This window comes from Mycobacterium sp. E3305 (assembly GCF_001666785.1).
GTDB lineage: Bacteria > Actinomycetota > Actinomycetes > Mycobacteriales > Mycobacteriaceae > Mycobacterium.
This window is the reverse complement of the sequence record NZ_LZJA01000207.1, coordinates 1-17,435: the sequence shown is the minus strand read 5'-3', so window position 1 is coordinate 17,435 and position 17,435 is coordinate 1. Positions and strand designations below refer to the sequence as shown.

The following is a 17,435-nucleotide window of genomic DNA, read 5'->3' as shown; positions in this document are numbered from 1 at the left end:
CCCGCCGCGACGGCCATCGAGATAAGCGTGTTCCGGGAGAACGACAGCAGCGAAATGATCAGCGCGGGTGGGCCGAGGGTCAGCAGCGTGGCAGGCCTCAGGCAGCCGATGATGGCGGCGGCCACCAGCGCGCTCAGCGTCGCGGTGGCCGGGGATTGCGTGGTCAGGATGATCCGGACAGCTTGGTCGGCGCCGGTCGCGGCCCCCAGACTCTCGGCCCACCCGCGCTGATCATTTCGCTGCTGTCGTTCTCCCGGAACACGCTTATCTCGATGGCCGTCGCGGCGGGGGCGGCTCTGTTGGTCAGCCTGAGCGTGCCAACCCTGCGCCGGACCGCCGTCGTCACCGCGATCTTCGCGGCGGTAATCGCGGTGACGGTGCCGGGATTGCTGTTCTTGCTGCACGGTTCGCAAGCCGGCGCGTGGCTCGCCGACCAGCTCACCGCCTTCAACGAGCGGGTGCTCGGCGGGGTTTCGTCGAGCGCGCTCGCCGTGGACGAATCGGCGCTGGAGCGGCTGCGGGAGAACTCCCTGCTGAACCGCTCGATCGCTCAGGCGCCCGTATTCGGCCATGGCCTGGGTTACGCGTATCAGCCGCCGAAAGGTGACGACGAGTTTTCCGCGAAGTTCTATCCCGCCTACTCGCACAACTTCTATCTGTGGTGGCTGGCGAAGGCGGGCACGGTCGGGATGACGGCGTTCGTCGTCTTCGCGCTGATCCCGTTGATCCAAGCGGTGCGCTGCCGCACCGCGGCGGCGAAGGTCAGCGTGGCGGTCAGCGCCGGCCTCCTCGCAATATCCTGGGTCTGGCCGTTGCCCGAGATGCCATCGGACGCCTTCGCGCTGGGCATCGCGCTCGGTTCGGCGATGGGGTTCGCCGGCTTGCGCGGCAGGGAGCGCGACGCCAACCCCGCGGTCAACCCCGACGCGGCCGTACTCACGGCACCGTCCGGAGCCCACTGAAGTGGGCACGACGAGCGGCCGACCGGTGTACTTTGACGCCGTGGCCAATCACCTTGGGAGTTAGCCGAATGCGAAATAGCTGCCTGTTCGACCATCCCCGCCACGCGCCGCTGTGCGATCTCATTTCCGGACTGCGATGATCTCCGTCATTCATGTCGGGCCGGGCATCTACAGCTTTGGCGGGACGCAGACCGTGATTCGAGTGATCCGGGACCACAAGATGGGCGCCGACGACATCCGCGTCCTGTCGACGTGGGAAGGGCGGCACCACGCGAAGAACTTCGTGCTGACCGCGCGCGCGGCGGCCGTGCTGGCCCGGGCGCCCCGCACGACGATCGTGCACTTCCACATCTCAGACGGCGGGGCGTGGCTGCGCGAAGGATCGCTGATTCGCCTGGCCAAGGCGCGGGGCCTGCGGATTGTCGCGACGCTGCAGGGCGCCGACGTCGCCAACGAAGCGCTTCGGCACCGCCGCTATATCGGTGCCACCCTGCGCCGCGCAGACCACCTGATCGTGTTCTCGCAGGACGCGCGGGCCACCGTTGCGGAGCTGGCCCCACGGGTGCCGAGCACCATCTCGGTGAACCCGGCACCGATCGACTGGGACGCGCCCGGGGCAAGCACGACACCGCCGGTCGCGCTCTTCGCCGGGACCATCGGCCTGCGCAAGGGGGTCGACACGCTCGCGGCGGCGTGGCAGCTGCTGCTCGACGAGGGCATCGAAGGACGGTGCCGGGTGGTCGGGCCCATCGACGACTACACGCCCCCGCAGCTGGAGCGCTTCTCCGTGGAACCCGCGGTGCATCCGGACGCGATCCCCGAGTTGATCCGGTCCGCGCGGGTGGTGGTGCTGCCGTCGCGCGCCGAGGCGATGCCGCTGATCGTGACCGAGGCCCTGGCAGGCGCGCGCCCGGCCGTCGCGACCCCCGTCTCCGGCACGCCGGGCATCGTTCCCGACCCGAAAATGCTCGTCCCCGTTGACGATCCGCCCGCGTTGGCGGCGGCGATCGGCCGGTACCTCCGCGATCCGGAGCTGGCGGAGCGCGACGGCCTCAAGGGTCAGGCGCACATCGCGGCGACGCGCAGCCCGGAGGTCATCGGCGCCGAGCTTCGCCGGATCTACGAGAGCCTCGGCGTTGGAGCAGATTGAGCTCAGCGGACCGGTGCTGAAGGTCAGCGCGGTCGGTTTCGGGTGCGGGGGTTTGATGCAGGCGCCGTTCCGCAAGGAGCGGATGGCCGTGCTGGGCAGCGCGGTCGAGCACGGCATCACGCACTTCGACACCGCGCGGATGTACGGCCTCGGCATGGCGGAGTCCGAGCTGGGGGTGTTCCTGCGCAGCGTGAATCGCGACGCGGTGACGGTGGCCACCAAGTTCGGCATCGACGTCGGCGGGGCGGCCCGGCGTCTCGGCCGCTTCCAGGCGCCTGCTCGGGCGTTGCTGCGCAAAGCCCCGGCGCTGCGCCGCGCGGTCAAGCGGCAACAGGAACCGGACCTGACCCCGCGGCGCTACGACGCGGCGGTCGCGACCCGCAGCCTTGACCTGAGCCTGGCGGCGCTGGGCGTCGACTACGTCGACATCTTGTTCGTCCACGGCCCAAGGCCTTTCGACACCGTCGCCAGCGAGGAACTCGGCGAGTTCTTCGAACGGGCCCACCGGGCGGGCAAGATTCGCGCCTGGGGTGTGTCCCAGGACGAGGGCCTCGAGGTGGATTTCGCCGGTGCATTCGCACCGCGGGGCGTCAGCCAGGTCCGCGGCGACCTTCTCGGTCCTCCGCCACGACCTGCTGATCTCGTGTTCGGGGTCTTCAACCGGACGTACACGACGCTGTCCGCGGCGCTGTCGGCGGATGCCCGAACGGCCGAACGCTGGCGGGAAACACTCGAGATGGACCCGCTGGCCCCCGGTGTGTTGCCGAGGCTGATCTTGGCGTCGTCGGCCACGGCCACGGGTTGTCGCGCGATCCTCTACAGCAGCACCGACCCGCGGCGGGTTGCCGACGCGGCGCAAGCCGTCTCGTCGCCGCCCGACGCGGGGCTGCTGCGGCGTTTCGTAGATCTCGCCCGGCAGTTGCGACGGGGCCCCGCCGCGTGATCGTTGGTCCGGCGCAGTTCGCTCCCGATATGACCATCCGAACCGATGTCGTGGTGGTCGGTGCCGGCCCGATTGGCATCGCTACCGCGCTCGAGCTCGCGGCCGCCGGCGTCGAGGTGGCGCTGATCGAAAGTGGTCTGGAACGTAAGGACCGCGCGGCACAGGAGCTGGCGACATTCGACTCCCGCCAGGACGACTACTTTCATTCACGCAGTGAGGTCTCCGTTCGCCGGCAGCTGGGCGGCACCTCGGCGCTGTGGGGTGGGCGATGTGTCAAGTTCGACGCCATCGACTTCGAGAATCGGCCCATCACCGCGCAGTCGCCCTGGCCGATCGGGTTCGACGATGTCGAGCCTTACCTGCAGCGGGCCTGCGACTGGGCGGGATGCGGGCAGGCGGTTTTCAATGCGCGGGGCATCCCGGAGCTGGCCCAGCGGGACCTGGTCGTGGGGCTGCCCGATGAACAGGTGTGCACCACCGACCTCGAACGCTGGTCGTTGCCAACGCGTTTCGGGCGCGAGTACCGCGCCGAGTTGCGCGACACCCCCGGACTGACGGTGTGGACCGGCCTCACGTGCACCGAGGTGGTGACCACCGAAGCCGGTGATGCCGTCGACCATCTCGTCGTCAAGACGCTCGATGGACGGGAGGGCAGAGTCGTTGCGGCGGACTACGTCCTTGCCACCGGCGGCCTGGAGGCCACCCGCCTGCTGCTCGCGTCGGATCGTCATCATCCGGCCGGGCTGGGCAACGCGGGCGGCCACCTCGGGCGCTGGTACATGTCCCACGTCGAGGCCCGGGTCGCGCGCGTGCACTTCACCAGCGACGACGTCATCTACGAACACGAGCGGGATCGCGAGGGCGTCTACGTCCGACGCCGTTTCACGTTCACTCCACAGCTGCAACGCGAACTCGGGATGCCGAATGCCGCTGTCTGGATGGTGAATCCGCCGATCAGCGATCCCGCGCACGGCAGCGGAATCCTGTCGGGTGTCTACCTGACGTTGATCTCCCCGCTGGGGCGTTTCCTGCTCGCGGCGGCCATCCGCGAGGCCCACACCAAGACCGCGGGCCCGCCGCGCGTCGCCGCGCACCTGCGCAACATCGTTCGAGACCTGTTCGGTTCCATCCGATTCGCGGTCCGGTTCTCCTACGCGCGGTTCCTGCGCCGGGGCCGCAAGGCGCCGGGCTTCTTCGTCAAGGGGTCCGGCAATCGGTACCTGCTGCACTACCACGGCGAGCATCTCCCGCACTGGGACAGCCGCATCGAGCTGACCGACGAACGCGATGCCCTCGGCATGCGCCGGATACGCACCCACATGCATTTCTCCGACGCCGACTACGAAAGTGTGCGCAGGGCAATCGACCTCATCGACAAGCAGCTGCGCCGCCACCGCGTCGGACACGTGGAGTGGCTCGCCGACGACGTCGAGGCCTCGGTGCACGATTTCATGCGGGGCTACGCCGGCTTTCATCAGGCCGGCACGACCCGGATGTCTGCGACCGCCGACGGCGGCGTCGTGAACCCCGACCTTCAGGTGCACGGGGTGCGCGGGCTGTACGTCGCGAGCACCTCGGTCCTGCCGACGTCGAGCCAGGCCAACCCGACGCTGCTCGGGATAGCGCTCGGTGTGCGGCTTGCGGAGCGGCTCATCGGCGCTCGAGCGGAGCGGCCCGGAATCGCCGGCGGGTGATGGTTCATGGGCTGAATCCGGGTATCGCCCAAGTTATTTGCGGACAGCCAAAGCGGAAGCTGCCGCGGGTGGAGTCACTTGACGACCTCAAACAGCCAGTGATGGCCACGCGCCGTGGCCAGCGGGCGGAACTCCCGTGGCGAACGGGCCATGAGTTCCCTGAATGCCCGCATCTCATGATCGCGGTCGGGGAACTCATCGAAGTAGATCAACGTACCGGGCTGGAGAAACGGCTCTGCCCAACTCAGCACCGTGGCAGCGCTGGAGTACACGTCGCAGTCGACGTTGATGATCAACTGGTCGTGCTCGGGGACGTCGAACTTCGGGAGGCTGTCGTCGAACCAGCCGACGACGAACGAGACGCGGGCATCATCGATCTTCGGCGGCTCGCCGCCGACGTCGAAGTGGCCGGCTCCCAGGCCGGGCCGCCAGTCCTGCGGCAGGCCTTCGAAGCTGTCGAAACCGATCAGCCTCGCTTCGGGATGCGGGAGGTGCTGCGACCACCACCGCATCGAGCCGCCCTCGAACACACCGAATTCGAGGTACAGGGGCCGTTGCCCGCGGACCTTGGCCAGCGCCCGGTCGAACAACGCAAATTGGTCGGCGACGACATCTACCGTTGCATTCGAAAAATCGTGCGCCAGCCAATGGCCGAGCTCGAGGTAACTGAGCACTGAACGCAGATTCGCCAGCCGGCTGGCCGTCACTCGACGGCCGGCCTTCATCAGCGACAGGCGGACTTTCGTTTTTGCCGTGCCGCCGACGCGTTGGAGGAGCCGCCGGGTTGGCGCCGATGGCGTCGGGTCGCGCTCGGCATCCGCGTTAGGCACGCACCACACCCTATCCGACCTGGGCTGTCGCCAAAATCCCATTTGGACAAAGATTCCCGCTGTCCCGCGCCGGTGGCGTGCCTGGGCCCGCTGCCGATTCCGGTTGATCTCGAGCGGTCAAAGAAGCTAGCTGAAAAAGTGCGCGTGGGCCGCTCGCGTGCGGGACGATTGGGCGATCATCGGGAAGCGAAGGTGTCGTCTTGAAGATTTCGATCATCGGATGCGGGTACGTCGGGCTCGTCACGGGCGCTTGCCTGGCCGACAGCGGCAACGACGTGGTGTGTGTCGACATCGACCAGGCGAAGGTGGACGAGCTTATGGCCGGGGGGGTTCCGATTTACGAACCCGGCCTCGCCGAGCTGATCGCCCGGAACCGGGAGAACGGCTCGATCGATTTCACCACCGACCGGCGCAGGGCGATCGAACACGGCGACGTGGTCTTCATCGCCGTCGCGACGCCGATGAGCGAAAGCGGCGAGGCCGACCTGTCCTACGTGCACGCGGCGGCCGCCGACATCGGGACATACCTGGATCGCTACAAGGTCGTCGTCGACAAGTCGACCGTCCCGGTGGGCACCGCCGAGCGGGTCCGCGAGATCATCGCCGCCACGGCCTCGCAGGAATTCGACGTGGTGTCCAATCCCGAGTTCCTCAAGGAGGGCACGGCGGTCACCGACTTCATGAAGCCCGACCGCGTGATCCTCGGCAGCGACTCCAAACGCGCGGTGGAGATCATGCGGGAGCTCTACGAGCCGTACCTGCGCACCTTCCATCCGTTGATCGTCATGGACATCAAGAGCGCCGAGATGGCCAAGTATGCGGCCAATTGCTTTCTGGCAACCAAGATTTCGTTCATCAACGAGATCTCCAACCTCTGCGAGAAGGCCGGGGCCGATATCAGCGCGGTGCGGGAGGCCATCGGGGCGGACCGGCGCATCGGCTACGAATTCCTGTTCCCGGGAGTCGGCTACGGCGGGTCCTGTCTGCCGAAAGACGTTCAGGCCCTGATCCACACCGCCGCGGGACTGGGCACGGACATGCGGCTGCTGCGCGCCGTCGACCAGGTCAACACGGAGCAGAAGGCAACGCTGGTCGCCAAAATCGTCGCGCACTTCGGTGACGGACGGCCCGCGGGTGACCTGACCGGCCTGCGGGTCGGCCTGTGGGGCCTGAGCTTCAAGCCGCAGACCGACGACATGCGCGAGGCCGCCTCGCTGGTGATCGTGCGGCGACTGCTCGAGCTCGGCGCGACGGTGCGGGCTTTCGACCCGGAGGCGAGCGTGCGAGCCAAAGAGGCGCTGGGCGATTCGATCGAATACGCCGGGAACATGTACGAGGCGGTCGAGGGCGCCGACGCGCTCGTCCTGGTCACCGAGTGGAAGCAGTTCCACCGGCCGTCGTGGCAGCGCGTCAGGTCGGCCATGCGGGGTCATGTCGTCTTCGACGGTCGAAACATCTATGACCCCAGGCGGTTGCGGGCCGAGGGTTTCGACTACTACGGCATGGGCCGCCACTAGGCTGGGTGGATGAGAGCCCTCGTCACCGGCGCCGCCGGATTCCTCGGATCCCACCTCTGCGATCGCCTTCGCCGCGACGGCGTCGAGGTTCTCGGCCTGGACAACTTCTATACCGGCAGGCGTGAAAACCTCGCCCACCTCTCGGATGACCCGGGGTTCAGCTTCTTCGAACACGACGTCACGCGGCCGCTGGACGCCGCTGCTGTGGCGGGACCGCTGGACCTCGTCTTCAACATGGCATGCCCGGGCTCGCCCTTCGCATTCCAGCGCGACCCCGTGTTCACCCTCGACACCAACTACCTCGGCACGAGGAACGTGCTCGAGCTGGCGCTCGCCAAAGAGGCGACGATGCTGCAGGCCTCTACCAGCGAGATCTATGGCGATCCCACCTTGCATCCGCAGACCGAAAGCTATTGGGGGAACGTCAACTGCTTCGGCCCCCGCGCGTGCTACGACGAGGGCAAGCGGGTTGCCGAAACACTCATGCTCGAGTACGCGCGCCGTTTCGGCGCTCGGATCAAGGTCGTCCGGATCTTCAATACCTATGGCCCCAGGATGGATCCCGAGGATGGGCGGATCGTCTCGCAGTTCATCGTGCAGGCGCTCCGCGGCGAACCGATCACCATCTTCGGCGATGGCAGCCAAACCCGAAGCTTCTGCTACGTCGACGATTTGATCGACGGGCTGGTGAAGATGGCGACCAGCGAGGCCTCCTTCACCGGACCCGTCAACCTCGGTAGCCAGGACGAGCTGACCGTCCTCGAGGTCGCCCGCATCATCAAGGAGATGACCGGATCGCCCTCTCCGATCGTTTTCCGGGCCCTGCCCGAGGACGACCCGAAGAAGCGCAAGCCGGACATCGCCCTCGCCGAGTCGAGGCTCGACTGGCGCCCGGTGGTCCCATTCGGCCAAGGCGTCAAACTCACGATCGAGTACTTCAGGTCTGCCGATCTCGGGCGATGACCTCCCGATAGGCGCTAACGGTCTGCTCGGCAACCGATTCCGGGTCGAAACGCTGCTGAGCCTCGACGCGTACCCGCTGTTCGATGCCGGCTCTGAAGGCGTCGTCGTCAAGCATCCGGCGGATCTGCCCGGCGCAGGCCGCGACATCGCCATGCGGAAACAGCAGCGCGGTGTTGCCGTCCTCGACCATGTCCGGAATGCCGCCAACGCGAGAGGCGATCACCGGCAGTCCACACGCCATGGCCTGAGCGACGACTTGCGGAGTGGTCTCTTCGCGCGAGCCCAGCAAGAGAACCTGAGCCCGCGCGTATTCATCGAGCAGTTCTTCGTGGCCGATGGGGCCGAGCAGCCTTACCCGTTCCCCCAGGCCGCATTCGTCGATCGCCCGCCGGACTTCGTGTTCGCTGCTCGGGTCCGCAATGGGGCCGGCGACCCTGAGTTGCAGGCCCGCCCGCCACGGCCGGTCGGCAATGGCGCGACGGTCGTTGGCGACCTCGCCGACCGCGCGCACGAGATGGTCCACACTCTTGCGCGGCACCAGGGTTCCGACAAACAACATTCGGCCGGGCTCCGGTGCGCGCCGTATGCGGAAGAAGTCGTCTTGGATCGGGTTCTCGATGAACCGGCAGCGCGCCGTCAGCATCGGCCCGTAAACCTGCGCCAGGTACGGCGAGATGATGATCATGTCCCGGGCGCGGCGAAACACCTCCCGCTCCATGTTCGCGACAGCCCGTTTTTTCAAGGCGCCCAACGCGTCCCACCGGTTTCTTTGCAGTAACCGGCTCTCGATGAAGAGCACGCCGTGCGGAGTGATGACCGTCGGCGCCCCGCTCGCCAACGCGCCGAGCGCGTGGCGATCCTGGCCCTGTCCATGCACGACATCGGGATTGATCGAACGGATCACCGCCGCCAGGCGCGGCACGTCGTTGACACGCAGTGTGACCAATCGGGGGAGGTTCAGGCGCTTGACGTAGTGAACGTGCAGGGCGCCGGCCCGCCGGTAGGTTGTGGTCACGCCGTTCATCGCACTGACGACGTGGCACTCGACGTCGGGACGGGCAGCCAGCGCATGCGCCAACGTGTACGTCACCGACTGCACCCCGTTGTGCACGGTCGCGCCTTCATCGGTGGGGTAGTCGCCCACCAGGGCGACCCGCAGCGGGCGGACGGAATCAGGGCGCACCGCGGCCACTTTCGAGCGCGATGCCCGGGTACTCGGCGAAGATCTTTCGCGCCGTGGCTTGGCCGAACGGCTCCGCCGCACGGCCGATGGTGCGGCGCAGCCGGTGCGTATCCGGGCACAGGAACGGTCGGTCGTTGGGGCGCTGGCGCTCGGGCACCGAGGTGAAGTCAACGGGAAACGGCAGGACGGACGCGATGATGTCCAGCGCTTCGCGGACCTCGATCGCCTTGCCGGATCCGATGTTGACGATCTCCAATCCCGCTATCCGCGAAACGGTGTCGACGATAACGGCGCCCATCGAGTCGACGTCAACGTAGTCGCGCAGTGGCCAGAGGTTACCGACTTCCACTTCGCGCTTGCCCTCCTGCGCGATCTGACGGGTGACCTCGGCGAGCATGTGCGGATTGGTTTCGCGCGGTCCGGCGGCGTTGAACAGCCGCCCGATCACCAGCGTGCGGAAACATCCGGTGGACTCGAAATAGCGCATGCACAGCTGCTCGGCCAGGTATTTCGTGTGGCCGTAGACATATACCGGCCCGGTCGGATCAACTTCCCGGTGGGGCACGAAGTTCGGATGGTAGACGTCGCCGGTAGATGCGAAGAAGAAGGCTGAGACGCCGTGCCGGCGTGACGACTCCAGGACGTTCAACGTGCCATGCACATTCAAGGTGTACGCCTCGTAGACGTGCTCCTCGCACCAGGGGACGAAGTGTTGCGCCGCAAGATGAATGACGTTCTGCGGCTTGATGTCACGGAATGCTTCGTCGCACGCGTCGGCGTCGAGGATGTCGCGGACGATCAGCGTCGGCTTGCGGGGTGCCTTCTGCCAGTGGTCCTTTCCGAGCGAGAGGTCATCCATGACGAAGACCTCGGCGCCCCGCTCCAGCAACGAGTTGACGACCGCCGATCCGATGAATCCACAACCCCCGGTGACCAGATACGTGCTCACGTTTCTATCCCTCTCGCGTCCATACATCCGGATACGCGAGGTGTGTTCGGTACCCGGTCAACGTCGACGGCCCATCACCTCGTCGATGACCTCCAGGAAGCGATCCGCGACAAGGTCGACGGCGCAATGGCGCTCGTAGTGCCGCGCCGCGGTGGCCCCGTGCCGCGCCGCCGTGTCCGGGTCGGCCAGGACGTCGAAAGCGGCCGCCAGTCCGGCAACGTCGTCGACGCCGATCGGGGGGCAGTCCGGGGGTTGATACTCGGGCGGCCCGCCCTCGGTGGAAACGATCGGCATGACGCCCAACTGCATTGAGAGGACCTGCACGCCGCTTTGAGTGGCGCGCCGGTAGTGGGCGATCGAGCCCTTGGCGGCGGCCAGGGTGGTGACGACATCGCGGTAGCGATAGCCGCCGCGACGCCACTGCGTGTGCGCGGGCAGCTTGTCGGCGTCCAGCGCTCCGTCGCCGATCAGGATGAGGTCGTCGCCGCGCCAGCCGCCGCCTTCGACGTGGCACTGCCAGGCGCGCAACACCACGTCCACGTTCTTATAGGGGTTGAGCCGGCCGAACATGACAAAGTCGTGGCGCCCCTCGGCATCCACGAACGGAGGGACGCGGTCGAGATCGAGATCGCTGGCGAGCGGTACAACGTGCACCGGTGTGCCGATCACGTCGCGTCGTGTCGCGACCGCGCGCGCGACGTATTCGCAGTAGGCGATGGTGGCCGCAGAGCGGGCGCCCCAGCGATCGAGCGCCGCGAGTTCGTAGGCGGGCAGCGCTTCCGCGGGGTCATGGGGGCGATCGTCGTGGATCACCTGGATGCGTGGCGTCCTTCCGGCCAGTGCAATCCACCGTGGATCACGGACCTGTTCGGCGATCACGACGTCCGGCCGGAACTTGCGGACGAGCCGCCAGGCCTTGAGCGTCGGCGGCCACGTCTTGGCCGACAGGAATCGCGGCTCGAGCACCACCTCGTACTCGCGGGCGGCATCTGACTCCGGGTGCCGGTCAGAGGTCACGAGCAGCACGTCAGCCCCGTGCCGGATCAGCGCTTCGGACTGCACGCGCACCGCCGGCCGTGTCCATGGCGAAAGCCACAGCACCCGTGGAGACTTCACGCGGCCGGTCACGCCAGCTGCTTGCTGCGCAACGACGCCAGCGACGACCACTTGAGCGGGCCGACCGCGGCGCTGGTGGCCAGGTAGGCCGCGGCGGCGGCGAGCAGGATCAGCGCGACGTGCTGACCCGAAAGCAGCAGTGTCACCGCGACACTGGCGGCCGTCGGGATCAGCACCCGCAGCAAGAACATCACCGGCGTACGGTAACCGCACCGCCGGTGCAGCCACCAGCTGCTGAACAGCATGTTGAAGAATTCCGTACACACCAGCGCGATGCCGGGCCCGACGGCGCCCAGCCGCCCGTCGAGAGCCAGATTCAGCGAGACGTTGACCACCAGCGTGGCGACCGTCAACCACAGCAGAACCTTTTGGTGGTGGCTGGCGACCAGACCCTGGCCGAGAGTGCCGCCGACGAACCGCAGCGCTGCCGCGACGAACAGCAACGCCAGCGTCGGCGTTCCCCGCGCGACGAACGCCTTGTCGCCGAAGAATGCGATCAACGGTCCGGCCAGCAGCGCTCCGACCACCGCGACGGGGACCGCCGCGAAATACATGAGCTCGACGCTGCGGCGCAGGAAGGCGGCGAACGCCGCCACGTCCCGCGCGAACAGTTCGGTGCCCGTCGACAGCGTCGCCTTGAGGAACACCAGCGACACCACGATGGTGTTGAACGCGATCGTCAAGGCGAGCCCGTACACGCCCACCTCGGAGTGGGTGTTGAGCAAGGACAAGATCACACCGTCGGCGCGGGTGTAAAGGATTCCGACAACCAGGAATCCGATCAGGGGCAGGGTTTCCCGCAACAGATCGGCGGCCTCGCGCAGCGCGAACACCGGGCGCACCGAGATGTGCCGCATCGCCGCGGCGCCCTGGATAACCAGCTGGACGGCGGGCGGAATGAGCTGTGCCACCGCGAACCAGATGACGTTCGAGTGCGCGGAGACCAGGACCGCGACCATGGCCAGGGTGGCCGTGCGGGCCGTGACGTCGGAGATGGCCACCGCGGAGAACCGGACGGTGGCCAGAAACACCGGCTCGAAGCGGGTGGTCATGGTCTGCAGCAGCAGGCCCCCGGACAGCACCACGAGCATGACCCGGACGTCGTAGTCGTGATAGACGAGCAGCCCGGAACCGGCCGCCAGTGCGGCGAGCGGAACGCAGTAGATCAGGGCCAGTCCGCTGTTGACGCGCACCAGACGTTCGAGGTCGCCGCGGCCGGAGGTGACGCGGCGGACGATCACGGTGGCGACACCGAGATCGGCGAAGCTGTTCCACATTCCCACGAACGCGACCGCGATGGAGAGCTGGCCGTAGCGGCCCGGACCCAGGTACCGCGCGGTCATCGCCACGGAGACCACCGACGCCAGCATTCCCAGTGCGCGGCAGATCAGTTGGATCGAGAAGGCGTGAGCCATCCGGGAGAGCGGCACCGACGGGACGACCGCCTCGGGCGTCGTCGGCTCAGTCATGACTCCCTAGTATGCGCCGTGACTGGTGAGAACGGCCTTAACCGTCTTGGCGATGATCATGAGGTCACCCGACATCGACCAGTTGTCCACGTAGGACAGGTCCAACCGCACCGACTCCTCCCAGGAGAGGTCCGATCGGCCGCTCACTTGCCACAGCCCGCTGACCCCCGGTTTCACCAGCAGTCGCCGCTTGACGTCACCGTCGTAGTTGTCGACCTCTCGGCGCAGCGGGGGGCGCGGGCCGACGACGCTCATGTCACCCTTGAGCACGTTGATGAACTGGGGCAGCTCGTCGATGCTGAACCTGCGCAGGATCTTGCCGACGGGGGTGACCCGTGGGTCCTCGCGCATCTTGAACAGCATGCCGCCGGCGCTCTCGTTCAGCGCCAACAGGTGCTCGATCTGGGTGTCGGCGCCGTCGACCATGGTCCGGAACTTCAGCATCCTGAAGGGCTTGCCGTCGATGCCGATCCGTTCGGATGGGTAGAACACCGGGCCCTTGCTGGTGAGCTTGACGGCGACGGCCGCCGCGACGAGGACGGGCGCCGTCGCGATCAGGGCCGCCAGCGAGAACAGGAAGTCGAACACCTGCTTCTGAAAGCGTTGCGTCCCTTCGTATTGCGGCTTCTCGACGTGCAACAGCGGCATCCCCGCGGTCGGGCGCAGGGTCAGGCGGGCCTCCGCGACGTCCATCACGCCCGGTGAGACCACGACGTCGACGTCCATCGTTTCCAGCTGCCACATCAGTTCTCGGATCCCGTGCATCCCGAAGTGGTCCGTCTGCGTGACCGCCACGGTGTCCGCACCGCAGCTGTTGATGGCGGCCACCGCGTGGGTGACGTCACCGAGGATCGGCACAGCGCGTCCGCCGAGGGTGATGGTGTTGCCGCGCGGTGGCCCGTAGCCCGGAATGCAAACTCCTACCACGAGGTATCCGTCCAGCGGGTTGCGGGAAAGTTCGTGGGCCAGGTGAGAGACCGCCTTGCGGTCCCCGATCGCCAGCACCGTCGTCTGGCACTGACCGTTCGCGCGCATCTGCCGGATGTGCTTGCGCCACAGGCTGCGGCTCCCCAGCAGGCCCATGGTCCCGACGGGGAGCGCGATCGCAAGGTAACCGCGGGCCAGGTCCACCTTGGCGAGCAAGGTGACCATCGCGATGATTCCGAACGTCCAGAACGAGGCGCTGCCGATCCGGCGGTACTCGTCGATGCCGGCGCCGATGACTCGCGGTGAGCGCGTTTGGAATACCGCCAGCGACGACAGCCATAGCGCCGCGAAGAGAAACGACAGCATCGTCATCGCGACGTCCGAGTAACCCGAGGTGTTGGCGATTTCGCCGAATCGGACGTACTGCGCCAGTAGCACCGACGCGCAGACGATCAGCGTGTCGCTGATGCGCAGGTGGTGCGAATATTGGTGCTGCCAGCGCCGGATCGCGCTGCCAGCGGGCGAGGGCGCCGCGGCCGCGGGGGCCGGCAGAGCGCCGGTGCGGCGGCTGGGCAATGACGTGATGCCGGCCGGTTTCCGCTTGGTCGGACCGGGTTCGGCGTGCACGACGTCCACCAATTCCTGGGTCATCAACGGGTTAGACATGACGCTGCACTCTCGATCGAAGCGAAGCTCGGCGTTCGCGATGGCCAACTGGCGTCCTGCTCGGAGATGACGGTGACCGGCAGCGGCCACACGATCCCGAATTCCGGGTCGTTCCAATGGAATCCCTGGGCGTCGGACGGCGCGGGCTCCCCGCTGACCTGATAGCTGACTTCGGTGTTGTCGATCAGCGTTTGGAAGCCGTGGGCGACGAACGGCGGCAGGAAGAGCGCCCGGTAGTTGTCCGCGCTCAACTCGACCATGACGTGGTCGCCGTAGGTCTGCGACCCCGGGCGGATGTCGACCGCGACGGCGGCGATCGCGCCGCGGGTGCAGCGAACCACCTGGGTCTGAGCGTAGGGCGGCACCCGATGGTGCAGGCCCCGCACGGTGCCGCGGGTGTAGTTGAAGTAGATGTTGGTCTGGGTGACGTCGAAACTCAGCCCGCGGTCGGCGAATTCGTCGGCACAAAAGGAACGGGACGAGAAGCCGCGATGGTCGCGTTGCGGCTCGAGGTCAATGATCGTCACGCCGGCGATCTGGGTGGGCGTGTACTTCATTCACCGCTCCTCGGGTCACGGGTCGTTCTCGTCAGGGTCATGGCCTACGCGTATCCACCGGAAGGCGGCCGCGTCATCACGGTCGGGATGACGCCGTACCGGGGGCCGAGGTTCTTGCCCGACGCGGCGGCCAGGCGCGGTAGCGAGCCCATGATGCTGGGCGGCGTGTTGGCGCCGGCGAGGCTGATGGTCGGCAGTGCGGAAGCGGCGCTGTGTGCCGCCGGTATCACGCTGGTCCAGCTCGCCGGAACCGCCAGCGGACCGAGCGAGGCCGCGCTGCCGAGGCTCCCGACCACACCCGATCCGAGCGAGCCGAGCGATCCCAGCGCGCCCGCGCCCGTGCTCGCCGCGCTCGCGGCCCCCGCCGCAGCGGTGCCCGCCGCCTGGGCAGCCCCATTCACCAAGCCCTGCGCGGTCTGAGCCATGCCGAGGATGGAGGACATCCCGTACAACGGTGTCGCTCCCGCCATGAAGTAGGTGGGCAGCGAGCTGGGCAGGCTCGACGCGAGGCTGTCCATCAGCGACGAACTGGCCGTGCTGGTGGCGGTGCTCGCGGTGCCGGTACCGACCTGGGTCAGGGTGGAGGTGCTGGCGGACATCGGCGACGAGAGCCCGTGCAGGGCGTTGGGAACCGAGGACATCACGTTCGACAGGGAAGTGTGCGTGGCCGCCAACGTTTCGGCCTGCGCCACCGCGCTGCCCTGGGTCGCCACCCCCGCCGGGTTGGCGACGTCCGGCGGCGGGCTGAACGGTGTCACGTCGCACGCGGCCGCCGAACCCGCGGCGTATTGGTACATCGCCGCCGCGTCCTGTGCCCACATCTCGCCGTATTCGGCCTCGGTGGCCGCGATCGCCGCCGAGTTCTGGCCGAAGAAGTTGGTGGCGATCAGCGTCGCGAGCTGGACGCGGTTGGCGGCGACTGCCGGCGGCGGAACGGTCATCGCGAAGGCGGCCTCGTAGATCTCCACCGCGAGCCTGGCCTGGCCTGCGGTTTCCGCGGCCCGCGCGGCCGCCCCGGCGGTCCACGCCATGTAGGGAGCGAAGGCGGACGCCATGGTCAACGACGAGGGACCCAACCAGCGTCCGGTCGTCAATCCGGCTATCACCGAGCGGTAACAGCTTGAGGCGGAATGCAATTCGGCGGCAAGGCCATCCCAGGCCACCGAGGCCGCCACGAGCGACACCGGACCAGGGCCGGCATACATCCGCGCGGAATTGAACTCCGGCGGGAACGCCCCGAAATCGATCACGTCAGACCCCGGTCCCCGGTGGCGGTGCGGAGACGGACGACCGCCGGGCCGTACCCGAGGAGCGCGATTACCGCATTAAACATACCCAAAGTATTGATTATGGTGGAAGCTGTGCCGAAGAGTATTTGGCCTGCGATCGCGAAGGTCCTTTGTCCCTTTCCGAGCCTTCTACCTGCTGACGCTGCCAGAGCGCGTGGCCTGGTGGTCACGACCGGCATCTGCGTCTCCTAACATCCTGCAAAGGGCCCGGGATCGGGCGTTCTTGCCGCTCAACTGGGCGAACCGTGGGTTTGGGCCGCCCGGCCCTACAAACTGACAATGTGATAATAGCGTACGAAACATACTAATAGTTTGTAAAGAGGGTGTGATGTGGACTACAGGTATTTACGCAAGCGTCAAGGCAGACGCCTGCAGCTGCTAATCTCAGACGTGGCCCATGTACTGCCCGGGGGTGGCCGGTCGGTGTAGTTCAAGACCGCCCAAGAACCGAGGTGTATGCCCTGCTCATCAACCTGACGGCGATCGACCAGGTCCGGGTCGCAACCCCCGACGAGATCGGTCGCGTCATACACGCCAACGTCGCGGAGCCCGGCTTCCCCGCCGGGTTCACGCCGCTGCGCCAGGGTCACACCCGGCGGGCCGACGAGAGCTGAGCTGGCAGATTCCCATGACTACCCACTCGACCGACGGACGCGCCGACGCGACGCGGCGGCAGATTCTGCGCGCCGCCTCCCATCAGTTCGCGCGCAGGCCGTACCACGACGTCGGTCTGGATGACATCCTGGCCGAGGCCCAGCTGACCAAGGGCGCGATGTACTTCCACTTCAAGTCCAAACACGCCTTGGCGGTGGAGCTCATCGACAAGCAGATCGCCGCGGCGACCGTCGCGGTCGGAGACCTGTTGACCCGCGGACTTTCGGGCCTGGAAACCCTGATCGACTTCTCGTATCTGATCGCCGTTCAAGACATCAAGACCGATCTGGTCAGGGCCGGCCTGAATCTGATCGAGTCGGTCGGACAGTCGGGGGGGCTGCAGGACACGTTGGTGAGCGGCTGGGTGGAAGCCCTGTCGGGGGTCGTCCAGCAGGCCGTCACCGAGGGTGACATCGACGAACGCTGTGATCCCGACGCAGTCGGACGGCTGATGGTGTCGCTGCATATGGGGCTGCGCAAGACCAGCAATCTGGACGACCCGGAACGGTTCCTCACCGACCTGGAAAAGTGCTGGATGCTGATCTTGGGTGGGATCTTCAACCGGA

The 17,435-nt window shown here is 67.1% G+C and carries 15 protein-coding genes and 1 pseudogene; 8 read left to right on the top strand and 8 right to left on the bottom strand.

Annotated elements, in window-relative coordinates:
- Window positions 1–212 precede the first annotated feature (212 nt).
- From A5701_RS19590 to A5701_RS19575, 4 genes and pseudogenes are all read left to right on the top strand, one after another.
- Window positions 213–962: pseudogene (locus A5701_RS19590) on the top strand (O-antigen ligase family protein); the annotation flags it as partial.
- 136 nt (window positions 963–1,098) lie between these two features.
- Window positions 1,099–2,112: a glycosyltransferase family 4 protein gene (locus tag A5701_RS19585; RefSeq protein WP_067757497.1), complete on the top strand. Its 1,014-nt coding sequence runs from the start codon at window positions 1,099–1,101 to the stop codon at window positions 2,110–2,112.
- Between the two features lie 16 nt (window positions 2,113–2,128).
- The gene (locus A5701_RS19580) at window positions 2,129–3,055 is read left to right on the top strand and encodes an aldo/keto reductase (protein WP_067757507.1); all 927 of its coding nucleotides are present in this window, start codon (window positions 2,129–2,131) and stop codon (window positions 3,053–3,055) included.
- The gene (locus A5701_RS19575) at window positions 3,052–4,749 is read left to right on the top strand and encodes a GMC family oxidoreductase (RefSeq protein WP_067757495.1); all 1,698 of its coding nucleotides are present in this window, start codon (window positions 3,052–3,054) and stop codon (window positions 4,747–4,749) included. Before A5701_RS19580 ends, A5701_RS19575 begins: the two co-directional genes overlap by 4 nt.
- A gap of 74 nt (window positions 4,750–4,823) precedes the next feature.
- Here the strand turns inward: A5701_RS19575 and A5701_RS19570 are convergent, their stop codons facing one another.
- A complete protein-coding gene (locus A5701_RS19570; RefSeq protein ID WP_197505019.1) occupies window positions 4,824–5,579 on the bottom strand; it encodes a class I SAM-dependent methyltransferase in 756 nt (251 codons plus the stop codon).
- A gap of 200 nt (window positions 5,580–5,779) precedes the next feature.
- On the opposite strand from A5701_RS19570, the gene A5701_RS19565 reads away from it, so the two are divergent.
- Window positions 5,780–7,096 (top strand): UDP-glucose/GDP-mannose dehydrogenase family protein, encoded by a 1,317-nt coding sequence (locus A5701_RS19565; protein ID WP_067757490.1) that lies wholly within the window; start codon window positions 5,780–5,782, stop codon window positions 7,094–7,096.
- 9 nt (window positions 7,097–7,105) lie between these two features.
- Complete coding sequence (locus A5701_RS19560) at window positions 7,106–8,059, top strand: UDP-glucuronic acid decarboxylase family protein (RefSeq protein WP_067757487.1); 954 nt, start codon at window positions 7,106–7,108, stop codon at window positions 8,057–8,059.
- Here A5701_RS19560 and A5701_RS19555 read toward each other — a convergent pair.
- Genes A5701_RS19555 through A5701_RS19525 form a run of 7 tightly spaced genes read right to left on the bottom strand, consistent with a single transcriptional unit; the run spans window position 8,034 to window position 16,176 of the window.
- Complete coding sequence (locus A5701_RS19555; protein WP_197505018.1) at window positions 8,034–9,203, bottom strand: glycosyltransferase family 4 protein; 1,170 nt, start codon at window positions 9,201–9,203, stop codon at window positions 8,034–8,036. The genes A5701_RS19560 and A5701_RS19555 overlap by 26 nt on opposite strands.
- Window positions 9,204–9,231: 28 nt before the next feature.
- On the bottom strand, window positions 9,232–10,191 hold the full coding sequence (locus A5701_RS19550; RefSeq protein WP_067757482.1) for an NAD(P)-dependent oxidoreductase: 960 nt from the start codon (window positions 10,189–10,191) through the stop codon (window positions 9,232–9,234).
- A 57-nt stretch (window positions 10,192–10,248) separates the two neighbouring features.
- Window positions 10,249–11,292 carry a glycosyltransferase family 4 protein gene (locus A5701_RS19545; protein WP_067757504.1) on the bottom strand — a complete coding sequence of 348 codons (1,044 nt, stop codon included), beginning with the start codon at window positions 11,290–11,292 and terminating at the stop codon, window positions 10,249–10,251.
- A gap of 23 nt (window positions 11,293–11,315) precedes the next feature.
- Complete coding sequence (locus tag A5701_RS19540) at window positions 11,316–12,776, bottom strand: oligosaccharide flippase family protein (protein WP_067757474.1); 1,461 nt, start codon at window positions 12,774–12,776, stop codon at window positions 11,316–11,318.
- Window positions 12,777–12,782: 6 nt separating this feature from the next.
- Window positions 12,783–14,354, bottom strand: coding sequence for a sugar transferase (locus tag A5701_RS19535; protein ID WP_369807435.1), 1,572 nt, complete (start codon window positions 14,352–14,354; stop codon window positions 12,783–12,785).
- Entirely contained in the window at window positions 14,354–14,926 is a 573-nt protein-coding gene (locus A5701_RS19530) for a dTDP-4-dehydrorhamnose 3,5-epimerase family protein (protein WP_067757471.1), read from the bottom strand. Before A5701_RS19530 ends, A5701_RS19535 begins: the two co-directional genes overlap by 1 nt.
- A 44-nt stretch (window positions 14,927–14,970) precedes the next feature.
- A complete protein-coding gene (locus A5701_RS19525; RefSeq protein WP_067757468.1) occupies window positions 14,971–16,176 on the bottom strand; it encodes a PPE family protein in 1,206 nt (401 codons plus the stop codon).
- Window positions 16,177–16,667: 491 nt separating this feature from the next.
- Here A5701_RS19525 and A5701_RS28325 point away from each other — a divergent pair, with 491 nt between their 5' ends.
- Both A5701_RS28325 and A5701_RS19520 read left to right on the top strand, forming a co-directional pair.
- Window positions 16,668–16,829: a hypothetical protein gene (locus A5701_RS28325; RefSeq protein ID WP_156670172.1), complete on the top strand. Its 162-nt coding sequence runs from the start codon at window positions 16,668–16,670 to the stop codon at window positions 16,827–16,829.
- Between the two features lie 14 nt (window positions 16,830–16,843).
- Window positions 16,844–17,435, top strand: a 592-nt coding sequence (locus tag A5701_RS19520; RefSeq protein WP_067757465.1) for a TetR/AcrR family transcriptional regulator, incomplete at its 3' end; no start/stop codon positions are given.